We start from the raw sequence: 18,659 nt of genomic DNA, 5'->3' as shown, positions 1-18,659 counted from the left end.
CGGCGCGCATCCGCTGCACCGCGGGCGCGCCGAGCCCGCACGCCGCGGACACGCGGGCTGTCGCCCCCGGGTGGGACACTGCAGGGGTGCCCGTCCTCGCCGCGCCCGTGCTCCCTCCGCTGCGGATCGGACCCCACGTCGTCGACACCCCGGTGGTCCTCGCCCCGATGGCGGGGGTGACGAACGCGCCCTTCCGCTCCCTGTGCCGCGAGCACGGCGCCGGGGTGTACGTCAGCGAGATGGTCACCTCCCGCGCCCTCGTCGAGCGCACCGCGGAGTCCCTGCGCCTGGTCCAGCACGAGCCGGGCGCCAGCCCGCGCAGCGTGCAGCTGTACGGCGTCGACCCCGCCACCGTCGGCGCCGCGGTGCGCATGCTCGTCGAGGAGGACCTCGCCGACCACGTCGACCTCAACTTCGGCTGTCCCGTGCCCAAGGTCACCCGTCGCGGCGGGGGAGCGGCGCTGCCGTGGAAGACGTCCCTGTTCGGTGCCGTCGTGCGCGCCGCCGTCACCGCCGCCGCCCCCGCCGGGGTGCCCGTGACCGTGAAGATGCGCAAGGGCGTGGACGCCGAGCACCTGACCTACCTCGACGCCGGCCGGGTCGCCGAGGCCGAGGGCGCCGCCGCGGTCGCCCTGCACGCGCGCACGGCCGCCGACTACTACGCGGGCACGGCCGACTGGAGCGCCATCGCGCGCCTGAAGGAGGCCGTGACCTCCATCCCGGTGCTCGGCAACGGCGACGTCTGGCGCGCCGAGGACGCCGTGGCGATGGTCGGGCAGACCGGGTGCGACGGCGTCGTCGTCGGCCGCGGCTGCCTCGGCCGCCCGTGGCTGTTCGCCGACCTCGCCGCCGCGCTGGCCGGGCGCCCCGAGCGCGTGCGCCCGGGGCTGCGCACGGTCGCCGCCACGCTGCGCCGCCACGCGGAGCTGCTCGTGGAGCACTTCGGCGACGAGCTGCGCGGCTGCCGCGAGATCCGCAAGCACGTCGCCTGGTACCTGAAGGGCTACGTCGTCGGCGGCAGCGTGCGCTCCCGGCTCGGCCTCGTCGACTCCCTGGCCGCGCTCGACGAGCTGCTCGCCGGCCTCGACCTCGACCAGCCGCACCCGGGGGACGCCGCCGAGGGTCCCCGGGGGCGCACCAGCGGCACCGCGCGGGTCACCCTGCCGGAGGGCTGGCTCGACGACCGGGAGCTGACCGGGACGGCGCTGGGCGTCGTCCGCGACGCGGAGCTGGCCACGGCGTCCACCAGCGGCGGCTGACGTGGCCCGCCACGCGCACCTGCTCGGGGGAGCGGACGGCTACGCGGCGCACGACCGCGCGCGCTGGGTGCCCGAGCCCCCCAAGAGCTCCGCGCGCGGGGACTTCGCGCGCGACCGCGCGCGCGTGCTGCACTCCTCGGCGCTGCGCCGCCTGGGCGCCAAGACCCAGGTCGTCGGGCCGGGCAGCGACGACTTCGCCCGCACCCGCCTCACGCACAGCCTCGAGGTCGCCCAGGTCGGCCGCGAGCTCGGCGGCGCGCTCGGCTGCGACCCCGACGTCGTCGACGCCGCCTGCCTCGCGCACGACCTCGGCCACCCGCCGTTCGGGCACAACGGGGAGTCCGCCCTCGCCGAGGTCACCGCGGCCGTCGGCGGGTTCGAGGGCAACGCGCAGACCCTGCGGCTGCTCACGCGCCTGGAGCCGAAGGTCGTCGACGCGGCCACCGGGCGCCCCGCCGGGCTGAACCTCACCCGCGCCAGCCTGGACGCCGCGACGAAGTACCCGTGGGGAGCGGGGGAGGACCCGCGCGGGCCCGCGAGCCCGAAGTTCGGCTTCTACGCCGAGGACGCCGAGGCCTTCGCCTGGCTGCGCTCCGGTGCGCCCGAGCGCCGGCGCTGCGTGGAGGCGCAGGCGATGGACCTCGCCGACGACATCGCCTACAGCGTCCACGACGTCGAGGACGCCGTCGTGGCCGAGCGCCTCGACCTCGCCGCGCTCGCCGCGGCCGAGCCGCGCGCCCTCGTCGCGCAGGCGGTGCACGGGCTGTACCTGCCGGACGCGCAGGAGGGGGAGGTCGAGGCCGCGCTCGACGCGCTGCTCGCCGCGCCCTACTGGGTGCCCGGCTTCGACGGCAGCCGCCCGGCGCTGGCGGCGCTGAAGGACATGACCAGCCAGCTCATCGGCCGCTTCTGCGGCGCCGTGCAGGCCGCCACCCGCGAGCGCACCGGCCCCGGGCCGCTGACCCGCTACGCCGCCGACCTCGTCCTCCCGCGCGCCACCGCCGTCGAGGTCGCGGCCCTCAAGGGCGTCGCCGCCGTCTTCGTGCTCACCGACCGCGACCGCGTGCCCGTCTACGCCGAGCAGCGCGCGGTGGTGCAGGACCTCGTGCACGCCCTGCTCGAGCGCCCCGAGCGCCTCGAGCCGCCGTTCGCGAGCGACTGGCGCGAGGCCGGCGACGACGGCGCCCGCCTGCGCGCGGTCGCCGACCAGGTCGCCTCGCTCACCGACGCCAGCGCGCTGGCGATGCACGCCGCCCTCCGGCAGCGGCCGCGAGCCGCGCGGGCCCCGCGGGCGGCGGGCGGCGCGGCGGGCGGCGCGGCGGTGCCGCCCTCGCGCGCCGTCCCCAGGAGCTCCACCGCGTCCGGCGCCGCCGGCGCGGCGACCTAGACTCCCGGCGTGGCGGGCAGGATCCGGCGCGAGGACGTCGACCTCGTCCGCGAGCGCACCCGGATCGACGAGGTCGTCGGCGAGCACGTCACCCTCAAGAGCGCCGGCGTCGGCTCCCTGAAGGGCCTGTGCCCCTTCCACGAGGAGCGCTCCCCGTCCTTCCACGTGCGCCCGGGCGTGGGCATGTACCACTGCTTCGGGTGCGGCGAGGGCGGGGACGTCATCGCCTTCGTGCAGAAGGTCGACGCCCTGACCTTCGTCGAGGCCGTCGAGCGGCTCGCGGCCCGCATCGGCCACCAGCTGCGCTACGAGGACGGCGCCCCCGGGCGCCCGCGCCAGGACGTCGGGCGCCGCCAGCGGCTGCTGGAGGCCCACCGCACCGCCGCGGACTTCTACGCCGAGCAGCTGTTCGCCCCCGAGGCGGAGGAGGGCCGGCGCTTCCTCGTCGAGCGCGGCTTCGACCGCGCCGCGGCGGCGACCTTCGGCGTCGGGTACGCGCCGTCCGGGTGGGACGCCCTCACCAAGCACCTGCGCGGGCGCGGCTTCACCGACGAGGAGATCCTCACCGGTGGCCTGGCCAGCACCGGCAGCAGCGGGCGGGGGCCCTACGACCGGTTCCGCGGGCGGCTGGTGTGGCCGATCCGCGACACCACCGGCGCCACCATCGGCTTCGGCGCGCGCAAGCTGACCGAGGACGACCAGGGCCCGAAGTACCTCAACACCCCCGAGACGCCGCTGTACCGCAAGTCCCAGGTGCTCTACGGCCTCGACCTGGCCAAGCGCGAGGTCGCCCGCCGCCGCCAGGTCGTCGTCGTCGAGGGCTACACCGACGTCATGGCCTGCCACCTGGCGGGCATCGGCACCGCCGTCGCCACCTGCGGCACCGCGTTCGGCTCCGAGCACATCGCCGTGGTCCGGCGCGTGATGGCGGACGACGACGCCCGGGCCGGGGAGGTGGTGTTCACCTTCGACGGCGACGAGGCCGGGCAGAAGGCCGCGCTGCGGGCGTTCGAGGAGGACCAGCGCTTCGTCGCGCAGACGTTCATCGCCGTCGGGCCCGACGGCCTGGACCCGTGCGAGCTGCGCCAGCGCCAGGGGGACGACGCCGTGCGCGCCCTCGTCACCTCCCGCCGCCCGCTGTTCGAGTTCGCCATCCGCTCCCGCCTGGCGCAGTTCGACCTCGGCACCGCCGAGGGGCGCGTGTCCGCGCTGCGGGCCGCCGCGCCCGTCGTCGCCGGCATCAAGGACCGCTCGCTGCGCCCGGAGTACGCCCGCCAGCTCGCCGGGTGGCTCGGCATGGACGTCGAGACCGTGCTGCGCGCCGTGGCGTCGTCCGGACGGCGTCCCGCCTCGGGCTCCACGCCCGGCCGCCCGGGCGCTGCGGCCGGTGGCCGAGGCCACGGCACCGGTCCGGCGAGCGGTGCGGCGGACGGTGGCGCCCGGGCGCCGCAGCGGTCCGCGCCGCAGGGGCCGCCGCGCGATCCGGTGCTCCTGGCGGAGTGGCAGCTGCTGCAGGTGGTGCTGCAGGCCCCCGGCGCCGTGCCGGGGGAGTTCGACGCCCTCGGCGCGGACGCCTTCGCCGCCCCGGTGCACCGCGCCGTCCACGACGCCGTGCGCGCCGCCGGAGGGGTCGCCGCCGGGGTCGCCGCCGGGGCGGGGTGGGCCGAGACCGTGCACGAGACCGCGGCGGAGGCCGTGCGCCCCCTCGTGGAGGCGCTCGCCGTCGCGCCGCTGCCGGTCGACGGCGCCGACGCGGTCGGGCGGCTGGCGGTCGACCTCCTGCGCGGGGCGATGGACCGCGACCTGCTGCGCCGGGAGGCCGAGCTGCGCGGCCGGGCCCAGCGCCTGGAGGGTGCGGGCGACGCCGAGGCCGCGCAGCGCGCCTACGCCGAGCTGTTCGCCCTCGCCGCCCGCCGCCAGCAGATGCGCATCGACTGGCACGGCGCCTGAGCCCCAGCTGTCAGGAACCCGGCCGTGATCATCGGAGGAGGGGGCTGAGCGGCCCGGCGCGTCGTGCGAGCGGGCCGCCGGTGGGTCAGCAGCAGCGGTTCATCGGCGCGGACTCCGCCGCGTCCGCCCGGCGGCGCTCGAACTCCCGCCGGCTGACCGGTGCGTGCCCGTGCGCGGCGCACTCGCGCACGTAGTCGTCCCACCGGGCCTCCCCGGTGAACTCGCGCAGGTACCAGCGCACCCCGCGCCAGGCCCGCCGCAGCGGGCCCGGCGCGGAGGAGCTGCCCGGCGTGAGCGCGGTCACCGTCGCTCCACGTCGTCGTCCGGGGTCCAGGTGCCGCGACCGCGGTCCGCGCCGTGCGGCCCGTGGCCGCCGGAGCCGGCCCCTGCCCCGACGAGCGCCGCGTGCTCGGCCATCGCCCGCCTCTCCTCGGGCGTGGGGAACAGGCCCGAGGGCTCGACGAGGCGCGACGGGGTGTGCGGCACCTCGGTGGTCGGCAGCGAGCCGCCGGAGCGCAGCGCCCTCAGGACGACCACCAGCGCGTTGGCGACGACCACGATCACCAGCAGCGCGAAGGTCGCCTGCAGGATCCCGTTGACCGTGGAGTTGCGGACGATCTGCTCCATCTGCGTGGCGTCCTGCGCGGGGGCGAGCACCTCCCCGGCGGCGAGGGCGTCCGCGTAGCGCGCGCGCTGCGCGAAGTAGCCGATCGCCGGGACGTCGCTGAAGACCTTCTGGTAGCTCGCGGTCAGCGTGGTGGTCAGGTCCCACAGCAGCGGGACGCCGGGCACCCACACCCAGCGCAGCTTCCCGTGCTTGACCATCAGCGTCGTCACCAGCGTCAGGGCGATGGCCGCGAGCAGCTGGTTCGCGATGCCGAAGAGCGGGAAGAGCTGGTTGATCCCGCCGAGCGGGTCGGTGACGCCGACGTAGAGGAAGTAGCCCCACAGGCCGACCACGACGGCGCTGGCGAGGAGGTTCGCCGGCCGCCACGACAGGTCGCCGAACCGCTTCCACACGTTGCCGACGGTGTCCTGGAGCATGAACCGGCCGACGCGGGTGCCGGCGTCCACCGCGGTGAGGATGAACAGCGCCTCGAACATGATCGCGAAGTGGTACCAGAAGGCCTGCAGGCCCCCGCCGAACGCGGAGGAGAAGATCTGCGAGATGCCCAGCGCCAGCGTCGGGGCGCCGCCCGTGCGCGAGATCAGGGTCGGTTCCTGGATGGCCGCGGCAGCGGCGGCGAGCGCCTCGGGCGGGGTGGCGAACCCGAGGCCGGTGACGAACGCGGACGCCGTCTCCGGCGTGCCGCCCGTCGCGCCGGCGGGGGAGTTGATCGCGAAGTACAGGCCCTGGTCGATCACCGAGGCGGCGATCAGGGCGCTGATGGCGACGAAGGACTCCATGAGCATGCCGCCGTAGCCGATGAGCCGGACCTGGCTCTCCTTGGCGATCATCTTCGGGGTGGTGCCGGAGGAGATCAGGGCGTGGAAGCCCGACAGGGCGCCGCAGGCGATGGTGATGAACAGGAACGGGAACAGCGACCCGGCGAAGACCGGCCCGTCGCCCTCCAGCGCGAAGGAGGTCACGGCCTGGTTCGCGAGCACCGGCTGGGCGATCAGCAGGGCGAGCGCGAGCAGGACGATGACGCCGATCTTCATGAACGTCGACAGGTAGTCGCGGGGGGTCAGCAACAGCCACACCGGCAGCACGGAGGCGACGAAGCCGTAGACGACGAGCGCGAGCACGAGCGCCTCGCGGGAGAGGGTCAGGGACTGCGCCAGCCCCAGCTGCTCGACGTAGCCGCCGCCGACGATGGCGAGCAGCAGCAGCACGACGCCGATGCCGGTGGCCTCCAGCACCCGCCCGGGGCGCAGGTAGCGCAGGTAGACGCCGAGGAAGAGGGCGATCGGGATGGTCAGCGCGATGGAGAAGACGCCCCACGGCGACTCTGCGAGCGCGTTGACGACGACCAGCGCGAGCACCGCCAGGATGATGATCATGATGGCGAAGACGGCGACGAGCGCGGCGACGCCGCCGACGACGCCGATCTCCTCGCGCACCATCTGGCCCAGGCTCTTGCCGTTGCGGCGCAGGGAGAAGAACATCACCGTCATGTCCTGGACGGCGCCGGCGAGGATCACGCCGACGACGATCCAGATCGTTCCGGGCAGGTAGCCCATCTGGGCGGCGAGCACCGGGCCGACCAGCGGGCCGGCGCCCGCGATCGCGGCGAAGTGGTGGCCGAAGAGCACCCGCCGGTCGGTCACCTCGTAGTCGGTGCCGTTCTGCAGCCGCTCCGCCGGGGTGGCGCGGGTGTCGTCCACGCGCAGCACCCGGGTGGCGATGAACCGCGCGTAGAAGCGGTAGGCGATCGCGTAGGAGGACAGCGCGGCGAACAGCATCCACAGCGCCGAGACGGTCTCGCCGCGGGCGATGGCGAGCACCGTCCAGGAGGCGGCGCCGAGCAGGGCGACGCCGACCCAGACCAGCACGGACAGCGGGGTGGCCCGTCGCCGCGCCGGACCCGGGGGCCGCGCGGGTCGCGAGCCGGGGTGTTCTGCGGTGGTCGACGCCACGGCGTGCCTCCCGAGCGCTCAGCGCAGCGCCCCAGCGGCGCCGCTTGGGCGCTGATCTTGCCACGACGCGCGGACGGCGCGCCCACGGTCGCCGCCCCGCTCCGCTCGGTCCAGGCGCCCGCCGAGCGGAGCAGCCGGCTGGCGCCGGCCCGGGCGCCTCGACAGACTCCACCCCGTGCTGGACCAGGAGCTGTCGACCCCGGGCGCCGACGCGCCGTGCGAGCACCCGCCGGAGCCGGCGGAGGAGCTCGCGCTGCGCGACCTCGAGGTCGTGCTCGGCGCCGCGGCCGGCGACCCGGCCCTGCTCGCGCCCGTCCGCGTCCCCCAGCCCGTCCCGCTCGAGGTGTGGGCGGCCCGCGCCTGAGCGGCGCCGGCGCGGGCCGGCGGTGCGGCGTCAGCCGGCGGTGCGGTAGAGCTGGAACCAGACGGTCTTGCCGTCCGGGGCGGGCTCGCTGCCCCACGCGGTGGCGAGGGTGTCGACGATCTGCAGCCCGCGCCCGCCGTCCTCGCGCGGCGGGCCGACCGCGGGGCGCGTGCGCGAGGCGTCCGAGACGCTGACCGTCACCTCCGACGCCGTCACGGCGATCCGCACGGACAGGGCGCCGGCGCCGCCGTAGCGCACGGCGTTCGTCACCAGCTCGGAGGTGAGCAGCTCGGCGGGGGGCACGAGGTCCTCCTGCACGCCGTGGCGCTCCAGCACCTCGCGCACCAGCACGCGGGCCAGGCGCACCGAGGAGGGAACAGCGGGGAAGCGGCCCCGCACCGGGGTGCCCGAGGCTCCGGTCCCGGCTCCCGGGTCCTCGCTGGATCGGACCTGCACGACGCCCTCCTGCGCTCGGCGCGCCCCGGCGGCCCGCACCGCAGGTGTACCCAGCCCGCGCGACCTCACGCCCCGCCCGCGCCCCCGCTCCCGACCGCGCCCCCGACCGCGCGCAGCGCCGCGGGCAGGTCGTCGTCGGCGAGCGCGTCCAGGCCCACCAGCTCCAGCACCCGCCGGCTCGGGGTGCGCGGCGGCGCCACGACGCGGAACGGCGCCCGGCTGCGGGTGCACTCGCGCGAGAGCTGGTCGACCAGGCGCACCCCGGCGCTGTCGAAGAAGCTCAGCGCGGACAGGTCCAGGACCACGGCCGCGGCGTCCGCGACCAGGTCCGGGACCCCGGGCAGCACGGCCGGGGCGGCGGTGACGTCCAGCTCGCCGTGCGCCCGCAGCACCCGGACGCCGTTCCGGCGCTCGGGGAGCGCCTCCAGCCTCATCACCCCTCCGAGCGCAGACGACGGCGCAGCACCACCGTCGTCCCCTCCTCCGCGCTCACGGAGAGATCGTCCACCACCGCGCGCATGATCGACAGACCCCTCCCGCGATCGGTGGGCGTCCTCGGCGGCCGCCACCGGCCCCGGTCCTCCACGACGACGACGACGTCGGCGCCGCCGGGCCCGCCCTCCTGCAGGTGGGCCCGCAGCAGCACCCGCTCCTCGCCGCGGCCGCCGCAGCCGTGCTCGGCGGCGTTGGCGACCGCCTCGGAGACGGCCAGGACCAGGTCGGCGCACGTGCCCGCGTCCGCGCCGCGCTCGCGCAGCCACGCGCCGAAGGAGCGGCGGAGCGCCGACAGGCCGGCCAGGTCGGCTGACAGGTGGCGCTCGAACGCCGTCCCCCGCCACGACACGAGCAGCACGCACACGTCGTCGCGGCCCGCGCCGTCGTGCAGCAGCGCCGCCGTCAGCGTCCGCGCGGCCCGCTCCAGCGGCTGCCCGCGCACCTGCCCCGCCGCGGCGCGCAGGGCCTCCAGGCCGTCGTCGAGCGGCCGGTCGCGGCGCTCGACGAGGCCGTCGGTGCACAGCAGCAGCAGGTCCCCGGGCCGCAGCCGGTCGTCGGCCTCCGGCCGCGCGCGCGGGCGCAGGTGCGCGCCGAGGGGGGTGGAGCGCCCGCCCCACAGGAACCGCGGCTCCCCGTGCGCGGGCACCACCAGCGGCGGCGGGTGCCCGGCGCAGGCGTAGCGCACGCGCCCGTCGGCGAGGTCCAGCTGGGCGTGCGCCAGCGTCGCCATGGCCGCACCCGGCACCTGCTCGACGAAGCGGTCCAGGGAGGAGATCAGCCGCGCCGGGCCGACGCTGGGGCCGGCGACGGCGCGCACGGCGCTGCGCAGGCGCCCCATGGCCACGGCGGCGCCGAGGCCGCGGCCGACGACGTCCCCGACCACCACCGAGAGCACCCCCTCGCCGGAGGTGAAGACGTCGTACCAGTCGCCGCCGACCTCGAGGACCTCCACGCCGGCCTGGTAGAAGGCGGCGAGCGCGACGCGGGGGTCGGACGGCGGGTCAACGGCCAGCAGGGAGCGCTGCAGCTGCGAGGCGATCGCCGCGCGCTCCTCGTACTGCCGCGCGCGGTCCCACGCCACGCCGCCCTGCTGGCCGACGGTGGTGAGCACGTCGAGGTCGGGCGGGTCCGCTCCCGCGTCCTCGCGGGCGGTGAGCACGAGCACCCCCTGCGGGCCCCGGTGGCCGTGTAGGGGGACGACGACGCCGTCCGGGCCCGCCTGCGCGCGCGCGCCGAGCAGGCCGCCGGCCGGGGCCGGCTGGGCGAGTGCGCCGGGCGCCGCCGGTCCCGCGGTGCCGGCCGGGCGCAGCCCCCCGTCCGGGCCGGGCAGCCACAGGGCCGCGCGGCGGGCCCCGAGCGGGCCGGTGGCGGCCGACAGCAGCGCGTCGGCGACCGCGGCGACCCCGACCGCGCCGGAGAGGGCGGCGGTGACCTCCTGCAGCGCGCGCACCCGGGCGGCGGCCCGCTCGGCGGCGGTGCGGGCGCCGAGCAGCTCGCGCTCGTAGCGCAGGCGCTCGCGGGCGCCGCTGACGGCCACGTGCACCGCGGCCGGGCCACCGCCCTCCACCGGCGCGACGAGGGCGCTGAGGAGCACGGGCCAGCGCCCGCGGCGGGTCCTCAGCTCCAGGGCGACCTCGTCCAGGCGGCCCTCGACGTGCAGCAGCGGCGCCAGGTGGGTCTCCCAGTAGATCCGCCCGCCCACCGACAGCAGCTCGCCCAGGCGCACGCGGCCCTCCACGTCGGCGCGCTCGCGCCCGGCCCACCCCAGCAGCGTGCGGTTGGCCCGCTCGACGGTGCCGTCCAGGCGCAGGCGCGCCAGGCCGACGGGCGCACCGTCCCACGCCCCGTCCCGCGCCCCGTCCCGCGCCCCGTCCCGCACGTCGTCCGGCGCGTCGTCCGGGACCACGGGCTCACCCGGCCCGGTGCGCCCGCTCGCCCAGGTACCGGCGGACGGTGGCGACGACCTGCTCGGGAGCGCTGAGGTTGGGGCAGTGCCCGGTGGCGTCGAGGACCACCAGCTCGCTGCCGGCCAGGTGCTCGTGGACGTAGCGCCCGACCTCCGGAGGAGCGATGACGTCCTCGCGGCACTGCAGCACCAGGGAGGGGGTGCGCACGCGCTCCAGGTCGGCGCGGTTGTCGGAGAGGAAGGTGGTGCGCGCGAAGCGCCGGGCGATCGCGGGGTCGGTGCGGCAGAAGCTGCTCGTCAGCTCCCCGGCCAGCTCGGGCCGCTCCGGATGGCCCATGATCACCGGGGCGATGTGCGCGGACCAGCCGAGGTAGGTGTCGTCCAGCGTCTGCAGCAGCTCGTCGATCTCGGCCTGCGCGAAGCCGCCGCGGTAGCCGTCGTCGTCGACGTAGCAGGGGCTGGGGCACAGCAGCACGAGCGAGGAGAACCGCTCCGGGCGGACGGCGGAGGCCAGCACCCCGATCATGGCGCTGACGGAGTGCCCGACGAAGACGACCGGGCCGAGGTCGAGGGCGTCGAGGACCTCCAGGACGTCCTCGGCGTACCCCTCCAGGCGGCCGTGGCGGCCGGGGTCGTACGCGGACAGGTCCGAGCCTCCCGCGCCGACGAGGTCGAGCAGGACGACGCGGTGCTCGTCCTCGAACGCCGGGGCGACCGCGCGCCACACGCCCTGGTCGCAGCCGAACCCGTGCGCGAAGACCACCGGCGCGCCGCCGCGGCGGCCGGTCAGCCGCACGTTGTTGCGCGCCAGGACGTCCACCCTGGAAGGCTGTGCCTCCGTCCGGGTGGTCCGGGGCGCCCGGACGGCGGGCACCGGCCCCGCGCCCGTAGCGGCGGCCGGCCGGAGGGTCCCATCCTGCCGCGGTGCCCGAGGACCAGCCCGACCCGACCGCGGCCCGCAGCGGCGGCCCGGTGCCCGCCGTCCGAGGTGCCGCGGGTGCCGCGGGCATCGCGCTCCCCGCGCGAGGGCACCGGCTGCGCTCGCGGGTGCAGGAGCACCGGCGGCACCCGCTGGGGCTCGTGCTGCTGCTGCTGGCGCTCCTCGCGGTGCTCGCCGTGGGCGTCGACCTCGCGCTGACCGACGGGGGCTGAGCCGCTGCCCGGGCGCACGCCGTCGCGGCCGCTCGACGTAGCATCGGCCGGGTGAGGCCGTTCCTGCTGCTGGCCTCGCGGGCCGAGGACGTCGCCGCGGACGAGGAGCACGCCGCGATCCTGAGGGCCACCGGCCTCGCCGAGCACGAGCTGCGCCGCATCCGCATGGAGGCGGCCCCGCTGCCCGACCTCGACCTCGACGACTACGCGGGCGTCATCGTCGGGGGCGGCCCGTTCAACTCCAGCGACCCGCCGGAGACGAAGTCCGCGGTGCAGCGCCGGGTCGAGGCCGAGCTGTCGCGGGTGCTCGACGAGGTCGTCGCCCGCGACCTGCCCTTCCTGGGGGCCTGCTACGGCATCGGGACCCTGGGCGTGCACCAGGGCGGCGTCATCGACACCACCTACGCCGAGCCGATCTCCTGCACCGCGATCCGGCTGACCCCCGAGGGGCGCGCCGACCCGCTGCTGGACGGCGTGCCGGAGGTCTTCGACGCCTTCGTCGGGCACAAGGAGGCGTGCCGGGTGCTGCCGCGCAGCGCCGTGCTGCTGGCGACGTCACCGGCCTGCCCGGTGCAGATGTTCCGGGTGGGCCGCAACGTGTACGCCACGCAGTTCCACCCCGAGCTCGACGTGCCCGGCATCCTCACGCGGGTGCGCGTCTACCAGCACGCCGGCTACTTCCCGCCGAGCCAGGTCGAGGAGCTCGTCGGGCGCCTGACGCCCGCGGTGGTCACCGAGCCGGGGCGGGTGCTGGCGAACTTCGTCGCCCGCTACGCCTGAGCCGCGAGGGCCTGCTCGGTCGGCTCAGCCAGCAGGAGCCTGCTCAGTCGGCCAGCCCGGTCAGGGTGGTGCCCGGGCTGGTCAGCCAGCGCACGTTGCCGCCGCGGTAGTCCACCAGCACCCTGGCCGGGACGTCGTCGTGCGCGGCCTCGACGCTGATCACCCGGCCCAGGCCGTGGCGGTCGCTGGTGACCCAGTCGCCGACGGCGTAGACCACCTGCTCCACCGCGGGAGCCTTGAACGGGCTCGTCGGGAGGACGCGTCGGCCGGGCACTGCGCGAGGGCTCACCCCTCGAGTGTGCCACGGAGCACAGCGAGCCGGGCCCGCTCTCAGTGGACGAGCTTGAGCCCGACCACACCGCCGACGATCATGACGAGGAAGAGGACCTTCAGCGCCGACACCGGCTCCTGCCCCGTGGCGATCGCGTACCCGATGGTGAGCACCGCGCCGATCCCCACCCACACCGCGTAGGCGGTGCCCACGGGCAGCTCGCGCATCGCGTACGCCAGCCCCGCCATGCTCAGGACCAGGGCGGAGAGGAACACCGCCGTCGCACCGAGGCGGCTGAACCCGGCGGACCTGTCCAGGGCGGTGGCCCACACCGCCTCCAGCACGCCGGAGACCACCAGGACGAACCAGGACACGACGACCTCTCCGGGCCGTCTCGTCGCGCACCGGGTACGGCACCCCTCGTCCGGGAGCCCTCCTCCCGGGCTCGTCCTCAACGTCCCACACCGGGTCTGCGGGGGCAACGCGTCCTCGACGGCACGGCCGGCGCCGACCGGGTGGCAGGAGCGGGTGGCAGGAGCGGGCGGACGGGGTACCGCACCGCTGGACCACGACACGCCCCGCTGGGGGCAGGGAAGGACGACATGTCGACCTGGCTCATCACCGGCTGCTCCACCGGCCTCGGCCGCTCCCTGGCCGAGGCCGTCCTCGCCCGCGGCGAGCGCGCGGTCGTCACCGCCCGCGACGCCGCGGCGGTGGCCGACCTCGCGCAGGCGCACCCCGACACGGCCCTGCCCGTGGCCCTCGACGTGACCGACCCGGCGCAGGTGAGCGCGGCGGTGCGCTCGGCGCAGGAGCGCTTCGGCGGCGTCGACGTCCTGGTCAACAACGCCGGGTACGGCTACCGCGCCGCCGTGGAGGAGGGCGAGGACGCCGACGTCCAGCGGCTGTTCGCGACGAACTTCTTCGGCGCGGTCGCGCTGACCAAGGCCGTGCTGCCGGGCATGCGGGAGCGGCGCAGCGGGGCGATCGTCAACATCTCCTCCATCGGCGCGCGGATCTGCCCGCCCGGCTCGGGCTACTACGCCGCGAGCAAGGCGGCGCTGGAGGGCCTGTCGGGCTCGCTGCGCGCGGAGCTGGCGCCGCTGGGGATCGCCGTCGTGGTGGTCGAGCCCGGCGGGTTCCGCACCGACTTCGCCGGCCGCTCCCTGCCCCGCTCGCCCCGGCCGATCGCCGACTACGCGCAGACCGCGGGCCCGCGGCGCAAGGAGAACGACACCGTCCACGGCACCCAGCCGGGGGACCCCGCCAAGGCGGCGCAGGCCATCATCACCGCGGTGGCCTCCCCGCAGCCGCCGTCGCTGCTCCTGCTGGGCACCGACGCGCTGACGGCGTTGACCGGCGTCCTCGACGCGCAGCGCGCCGAGCTGGAGGCGTGGCGCGAGCTCAGCGCCAGCACCGACTTCGACGCCAGCGCCGACACCGGCAGCTGACCCGTCGTCAGGTCGACCGGGGCGGCACCGCGATCTTGTACTGGGCGATCTTGCGGTACAGGGTCGCGCGCCCGATGCCGAGCTCCTCGGCGACGCGCGTGATCGTGGTGGAGGGCTCCGTCAGGCAGCGCACGATCTCGTCCCGCTCCAGCCGCTCCAGCCGGCTGAGGGGGCGGGTGCCGCCGTCGAGGACCTCGGGCGCCAGGTGCTGGACGTCGACGACGTCGGCGCGGGCGACGGCGTCGCGCACCACGCGGCGCAGCTGCGCGACGTTGCCCGGCCACGAGCACGCGGTCAGGGCGCGGGCGGCGCGCGGGGTCACCGGGATCGCGCGGTGGCGCTCCTGGCGGGCGAACCACCCCGCGAGCGGCAGGACGTCCTCGGTCCGGTGCCGCAGCGGCGGTGCCTCGACGACGGCGTCGACGAGGCGGGCGAGCGGCGCGGGCAGCGCCGCGTAGTCGGAGGCGGCGAGCACGAACGGCTGGGGCCGGCCGGTGCGGCGCACGCCGGTCAGCACCTGCGCCAGCTCCCCGGCCGCCCACGCCGGCAGGTGCTGCAGCCCGGAGACGACGACGCAGGTGCCGGCGTCGTGCAGCTCGGGGATCCACAGGTCCAGCCAGGCGGCGACGCCGCCGGTCGCGGGGGTGCGCGCGTGCAGGAGCCGCTGGCGCGGCGCGGCGCGCCGGGCGGCGGAGGCGGCGAGCGTGGACCTGCCCGCTCCCGGCTCGCCGACGACCGCGAGCACCTGCCCGGCGGCGGCGGCGGCGTCGGCCACCGCGGCGCGCCACCGAGGCGAGGTGCAGGGATCGCCGTCCTCGCCGGCCGGGCGCCCGGCGAGGACGCGCACGACCTCCCCGCGGGGCGCCGGGCGCAGCGTCCGCCCGCCGGAGCGGGCGAGCATGAGCGCGCTGGTGGCGCTCGCCGCCGTCTGCGCCAGGCCGAGGAGGAGCTCGGAGGAGGACTCCGACCACGTGGTGAGGTTGATGCTGCCCGCCAGGTCACCGCTGACCGGGTCCAGCACGGGGGCCGCCGCGCAGGTGTAGCCGCGCAGCGCGGTGCAGTAGTGCTCGGCCGCGCGCACCAGGGAGGGCGCTCGGTCGGCCAGGGACAGCCCGAGGCCGTTGGTGCCGGCGTTGCGCTCGGTGTAGTAGAAGCCGGGCGCGAGGTGCACCGAGTCCAGCGACCGCCGGATGCCGCGGTCCTCGCCCAGCCGGGCGAGGACCAGCCCGTCGGAGTCGGCCACCAGGAGGCTGACCGGCTCGCCGGCGATGGTCGACTGCAGGTCGGCCAGCACCCGGTGCGCGCACTCGTACAGCAGCGACCCGGTGTCCAGGGACCCGGTGAACGCGGGCGCCATCCCGTCCGGCGTCAGGCCGTAGTCCTGGCTGCGGTGCCACGACGCCCGCAGCCGCAGCGCCGCGGAGCGGCCGGCGCGCAGAGCCTGCCGCGGCGCGCCCGGGTCCTCGCGGCGCGGGTCCTCCCGGCGCGGGTCCACTCGACACCTCCTCGGCCGAGGCGCTGCCACGCGCCCGCCGTGGCGACGGCACGCACGTCTGCGGCGACGTGCGACCCGCCGAGCGTACGCGAGCGGCGTCTCAGAGTGAGACAGCGAGCGCCTGTGCCGCCGGCGAGGGCCTGGTTAGCGTTCCCGGCCAGGAGCGGAACCGCCACCCCACCAGCCGACGGAGGCCGGGATGTACACCAAGGACGGCGAGAGCTACTACGTCGTGGACGCCCACATCGCGCTGTGGGACGCGCGACCGGAGAACCAGCGCAGCATCCACGGGAAGCAGTTCATCGACTGCTTCTACGACTACCACCGCAACCTCAGCCCCGAGGCCGAGGTGTGGACGTACGAGGACTACCTCTACCAGGGCGGCGAGCGGCTGCTGCGCGACGTGTTCGCCGACGGCATCGTCGACCACGCGATCTTCCAGCCGGCCCGGCTCGCGGAGTTCTACCGCTCGGGCTTCGGCCAGACCGAGGAGGCGTTCGCGCTCGCCCAGGCCCACCCCGACGAGCTGACGTACAACCACTACTGGGACCCCCGCGACGGGGAGGAGGGTCTGGAGCGGCTGCGCCGCGACGCCGAGCGCTTCGGGCTGAAGGGCGTGAAGCTCTACACCGCCGACTGGCACGGGGACTCCCGCGGGTGGAAGCTCACCGACCCGATGGCCTACCGCTACTTCGAGGCCTGCCGCGAGCTCGGCATCAAGAACATCCACGTCCACAAGGGCCCGACGATCCGCCCGCTGGACCGCGACGCCTTCGACGTCGCCGACGTCGACCACGCGGCCACCGACTTCACGGACCTGACCTTCGTCGTCGAGCACTGCGGCCTGCCGCGGCTGGAGGACTTCTGCTGGATCGCCACGCAGGAGCCCAACGTGCACGCGGGCCTGGCCGTGGCGATGCCGTTCATCCACACCCGGCCGCGCTACTTCGCGCAGATCATCGGCGAGCTCGTCTACTGGCTGGGCGAGGACCGGATCCTCTTCTCCAGCGACTACGCGCTGTGGACGCCGAAGTGGCTGGTCGAGCGGTTCGTCGACTTCCAGATCCCCGAGGACATGGCCGAGTACGCCCCGCTGTCCACCGCGGTGAAGAAGAAGGTGCTGAGCCTGAACGCCGCGAAGCTGTACGACCTGCCGGTCCCGGCCGAGCTGCAGCTGCCCGACGCGGACGAGACCGCCACGGGCCCGCGCCAGCCCGGCGCCGCCGACCTCGCGACGGTCTGAGGCGCGCCGATGACCGCCGTCCTGACCGGGCGCGGCGCCGACGTCCGCGCCGACGTCCGCGAGCACCTGCACGCCGAGGTCCGCGCCGCGCTCGCCACCGTGGTCGACCCCGAGCTCGACGAGCCGATCACCGACGTGGGCTTCGTCCGCTCCGTCGCCGTGCTCGAGGCCGGCTCAGCGGCCGGCTCCGGAGCCGCCGTCGAGGTGCACCTGCGCCTGCCGACGTCCTTCTGCTCGCCCAACTTCGCCTGGCTGATGGCCTCCGACGCCCAGGAGGCGGTGGCCGCCGTCCCCGGCGTCGAGCGCGTGGTCGTCGAGCTCGACGACCACCACGACTCGGACCTGATCAACCGCGGGCTCGCCGCCGGGGTCGGCTACCGCGGCACCTTCGGGTCCGAGGCCGAGGACTCCCTCGACGAGCTGCGCGCGACCTTCCGCCGCAAGGCGCACCTCGCGGCGGTCGACCGGGCCGTCACGGCCCTGCTGCGCGCCGACCCGACGCTCGAGGACGTCCACGGGCTCACCCTCGGCGACCTGCCGGCCGCGGAGGCGACCACCGAGGGGCTGCTGCGTCGCCGCGCCGCCCTCGGCCTGCCCGTCGGCCCCGACGCCCCGGTGCTGGTCGAGCACGACGGACGGCGCCCCGACCGCGAGCACGCCGCCCTGTGGCTGCGCCGGGCCCGGTCGGTGCGCGTCTCCGTCGACGGCAACGCCCACTTCTGCCGCGGCCTGCTGACCACCCGCTACCCCGGCTCGAAGGCCGACCAGGTGCCCCGCACCGACGACGACGGCCGCGACCGCCCGCTCCTCCCGCTCGCCGTCTCGAAGGGACACCGATGAAGGCCGTCCGCGTCGTCGACTACCACTCCCCGCTGCAGATGGACGACGTGCCGGCCCCGCAGATCACCGGCCCGCACGACGTCGTCGTCAGGATCGGCGGCGCCGGCGTGTGCCGCACCGATCTGCACATCCTCGAGGGGCAGTGGGCGGAGAAGTCCGGCGTCGCCCTGCCGTACACGATCGGGCACGAGAACGCCGGCTGGGTCGAGGCGGTCGGCAGCGCGGTGACCAACGTCGCCGAGGGCGACAAGGTCATCCTGCACCCCCTGATCACCTGCGGGCTGTGCCGCGCGTGCCGCTCCGGGGACGACGTGCACTGCGAGAGCTCGAAGTTCCCGGGCATCGACACCGACGGCGGGTACGCCGAGCTGCTGAAGACCTCCGCGCGCAGCGTGGTGCGCATCGACGACTCCCTCGAGCCCGCGGACGTCGCCGCGCTGGCCGACGCCGGGCTGACGGCGTACCACGCGGTGGCGAAGGCGGCCCGCCGCCTGCACCCGGGCGACCGGGCGGTGCTCATCGGCGCCGGCGGGCTCGGGCACATCGGCATCCAGGTGATGGCCGCGCTCTCCCCGGCGGAGATCGTCGTCGTCGACCGCAACGCCGACGCGGTCAAGCTCGCGCTCGACATCGGCGCGCACCACGGCGTCGTCGCCGACGGCGACCACGTCGAGCAGGTCCTGCAGCTCACCGGCGGGGCCGGCGCCGAGCAGGTCATCGACTTCGTCGGCGAGGGCGGCTCGACCAGCGAGGGCCTGCGGATGACCCGGCGGGCCGGTGACTACCACGTCGTCGGCTACGGGGAGAACATCGACGTGCCGACCATCGACCTGATCTCCAGCGAGATCAACATCATCGGCAACCTCGTCGGCTCCTATCCGGACCTGGTCGCCCTCATGGCGCTCGCCGCGCAGCAGAAGGTCACCCTGCACACCGTGCAGTACCCCCTCGACGACTTCGCCCGGGCGATCGAGGACCTCGGGGCCGGCCGCGTGCGCGGCCGCGCCATCCTCGTCCCCTGACCCGGCTT

The 18,659-nt window shown here is 76.3% G+C and carries 19 protein-coding genes and 1 riboswitch; of the genes, 10 read left to right on the top strand and 9 right to left on the bottom strand.

Annotation, left to right across the window (positions count from 1 at the left end):
• Positions 1–86: 86 nt before the first annotated feature.
• The 3 genes from dusB to dnaG are packed head-to-tail and all read left to right on the top strand — an operon-like array spanning position 87 to position 4,596.
• Positions 87–1,259 (top strand): tRNA dihydrouridine synthase DusB, encoded by a 1,173-nt coding sequence (dusB, locus tag BLS82_RS00730; protein WP_255378022.1) that lies wholly within the window; start codon positions 87–89, stop codon positions 1,257–1,259.
• Position 1,260: 1 nt separating this feature from the next.
• The gene (locus tag BLS82_RS00725; RefSeq protein ID WP_092860757.1) at positions 1,261–2,646 is read left to right on the top strand and encodes a deoxyguanosinetriphosphate triphosphohydrolase; all 1,386 of its coding nucleotides are present in this window, start codon (positions 1,261–1,263) and stop codon (positions 2,644–2,646) included.
• A 9-nt stretch (positions 2,647–2,655) separates the two neighbouring features.
• Positions 2,656–4,596, top strand: a complete 1,941-nt coding sequence (gene dnaG / locus BLS82_RS00720; protein WP_092860755.1) for a DNA primase — start codon at positions 2,656–2,658, stop codon at positions 4,594–4,596.
• Between the two features lie 85 nt (positions 4,597–4,681).
• Here dnaG and BLS82_RS00715 read toward each other — a convergent pair whose 3' ends face one another.
• Positions 4,682–4,900, bottom strand: coding sequence for a YbdD/YjiX family protein (locus BLS82_RS00715; RefSeq protein WP_092860753.1), 219 nt, complete (start codon positions 4,898–4,900; stop codon positions 4,682–4,684).
• On the bottom strand, positions 4,897–7,092 hold the full coding sequence (locus BLS82_RS00710; RefSeq protein ID WP_255378021.1) for a carbon starvation CstA family protein: 2,196 nt from the start codon (positions 7,090–7,092) through the stop codon (positions 4,897–4,899). Before BLS82_RS00710 ends, BLS82_RS00715 begins: the two co-directional genes overlap by 4 nt.
• A gap of 259 nt (positions 7,093–7,351) precedes the next feature.
• On the opposite strand from BLS82_RS00710, the gene BLS82_RS00705 reads away from it, so the two are divergent.
• Positions 7,352–7,540, top strand: coding sequence for a hypothetical protein (locus BLS82_RS00705; protein ID WP_092860749.1), 189 nt, complete (start codon positions 7,352–7,354; stop codon positions 7,538–7,540).
• A gap of 30 nt (positions 7,541–7,570) precedes the next feature.
• Here BLS82_RS00705 and BLS82_RS15485 read toward each other — a convergent pair whose 3' ends face one another.
• The 4 genes from BLS82_RS15485 to BLS82_RS00685 all read right to left on the bottom strand — a co-directional run bounded on the left by BLS82_RS15485 (position 7,571) and on the right by BLS82_RS00685 (position 11,217).
• Positions 7,571–7,996, bottom strand: coding sequence for an ATP-binding protein (locus BLS82_RS15485; RefSeq protein WP_176818860.1), 426 nt, complete (start codon positions 7,994–7,996; stop codon positions 7,571–7,573).
• Between the two features lie 65 nt (positions 7,997–8,061).
• Entirely contained in the window at positions 8,062–8,430 is a 369-nt protein-coding gene (locus BLS82_RS00695; protein ID WP_143028690.1) for an STAS domain-containing protein, read from the bottom strand.
• A complete protein-coding gene (locus BLS82_RS00690) occupies positions 8,430–10,397 on the bottom strand; it encodes an ATP-binding SpoIIE family protein phosphatase (RefSeq protein WP_092860744.1) in 1,968 nt (655 codons plus the stop codon). The genes BLS82_RS00695 and BLS82_RS00690 overlap by 1 nt, the downstream gene beginning before the upstream one ends.
• 4 nt (positions 10,398–10,401) lie before the next feature.
• On the bottom strand, positions 10,402–11,217 hold the full coding sequence (locus tag BLS82_RS00685) for an alpha/beta fold hydrolase (RefSeq protein ID WP_092860742.1): 816 nt from the start codon (positions 11,215–11,217) through the stop codon (positions 10,402–10,404).
• 104 nt (positions 11,218–11,321) lie between these two features.
• Between BLS82_RS00685 and BLS82_RS00680 the strand changes: the two genes are divergently transcribed.
• Positions 11,322–11,549 carry a hypothetical protein gene (locus BLS82_RS00680; protein WP_092860740.1) on the top strand — a complete coding sequence of 76 codons (228 nt, stop codon included), beginning with the start codon at positions 11,322–11,324 and terminating at the stop codon, positions 11,547–11,549.
• Between the two features lie 51 nt (positions 11,550–11,600).
• On the top strand, positions 11,601–12,329 hold the full coding sequence (locus tag BLS82_RS00675) for a glutamine amidotransferase (RefSeq protein ID WP_092860738.1): 729 nt from the start codon (positions 11,601–11,603) through the stop codon (positions 12,327–12,329).
• Between the two features lie 43 nt (positions 12,330–12,372).
• On the opposite strand, the gene BLS82_RS00670 is transcribed toward BLS82_RS00675, so the two are convergent.
• Positions 12,373–12,618 (bottom strand): hypothetical protein, encoded by a 246-nt coding sequence (locus BLS82_RS00670; RefSeq protein ID WP_218123406.1) that lies wholly within the window; start codon positions 12,616–12,618, stop codon positions 12,373–12,375.
• A 41-nt stretch (positions 12,619–12,659) separates the two neighbouring features.
• Complete coding sequence (locus tag BLS82_RS00665) at positions 12,660–12,974, bottom strand: DMT family transporter (RefSeq protein WP_092860734.1); 315 nt, start codon at positions 12,972–12,974, stop codon at positions 12,660–12,662.
• Positions 12,975–12,983: 9 nt separating this feature from the next.
• A riboswitch (guanidine-III (ykkC-III) riboswitch) is annotated at positions 12,984–13,050 on the bottom strand.
• A 152-nt stretch (positions 13,051–13,202) separates the two neighbouring features.
• Between BLS82_RS00665 and BLS82_RS00660 the strand changes: the two genes are divergently transcribed.
• The gene (locus BLS82_RS00660) at positions 13,203–14,051 is read left to right on the top strand and encodes an oxidoreductase (protein ID WP_092860732.1); all 849 of its coding nucleotides are present in this window, start codon (positions 13,203–13,205) and stop codon (positions 14,049–14,051) included.
• 7 nt (positions 14,052–14,058) lie between these two features.
• On the opposite strand, the gene BLS82_RS00655 is transcribed toward BLS82_RS00660, so the two are convergent.
• Positions 14,059–15,489, bottom strand: a complete 1,431-nt coding sequence (locus tag BLS82_RS00655) for an AAA-type ATPase lid domain-containing protein (protein WP_369811028.1) — start codon at positions 15,487–15,489, stop codon at positions 14,059–14,061.
• Between the two features lie 256 nt (positions 15,490–15,745).
• On the opposite strand from BLS82_RS00655, the gene BLS82_RS00650 reads away from it, so the two are divergent.
• The 3 genes from BLS82_RS00650 to BLS82_RS00640 are packed head-to-tail and all read left to right on the top strand — an operon-like array spanning position 15,746 to position 18,651.
• On the top strand, positions 15,746–16,789 hold the full coding sequence (locus tag BLS82_RS00650; RefSeq protein WP_092860730.1) for an amidohydrolase family protein: 1,044 nt from the start codon (positions 15,746–15,748) through the stop codon (positions 16,787–16,789).
• 9 nt (positions 16,790–16,798) lie between these two features.
• Positions 16,799–17,629, top strand: coding sequence for an iron-sulfur cluster assembly protein (locus tag BLS82_RS00645; RefSeq protein WP_092860728.1), 831 nt, complete (start codon positions 16,799–16,801; stop codon positions 17,627–17,629).
• Positions 17,626–18,651, top strand: coding sequence for an NAD(P)-dependent alcohol dehydrogenase (locus BLS82_RS00640; protein ID WP_092860726.1), 1,026 nt, complete (start codon positions 17,626–17,628; stop codon positions 18,649–18,651). The genes BLS82_RS00645 and BLS82_RS00640 overlap by 4 nt, the downstream gene beginning before the upstream one ends.
• Positions 18,652–18,659 lie beyond the last annotated feature (8 nt).

This window comes from Quadrisphaera sp. DSM 44207 (genome assembly GCF_900101335.1).
In the GTDB taxonomy this organism is placed as follows: domain Bacteria; phylum Actinomycetota; class Actinomycetes; order Actinomycetales; family Quadrisphaeraceae; genus DSM-44207.
The sequence above is the reverse complement of the archived record's forward strand: the minus strand, read 5'-3'. Positions and strand labels throughout refer to the sequence as shown.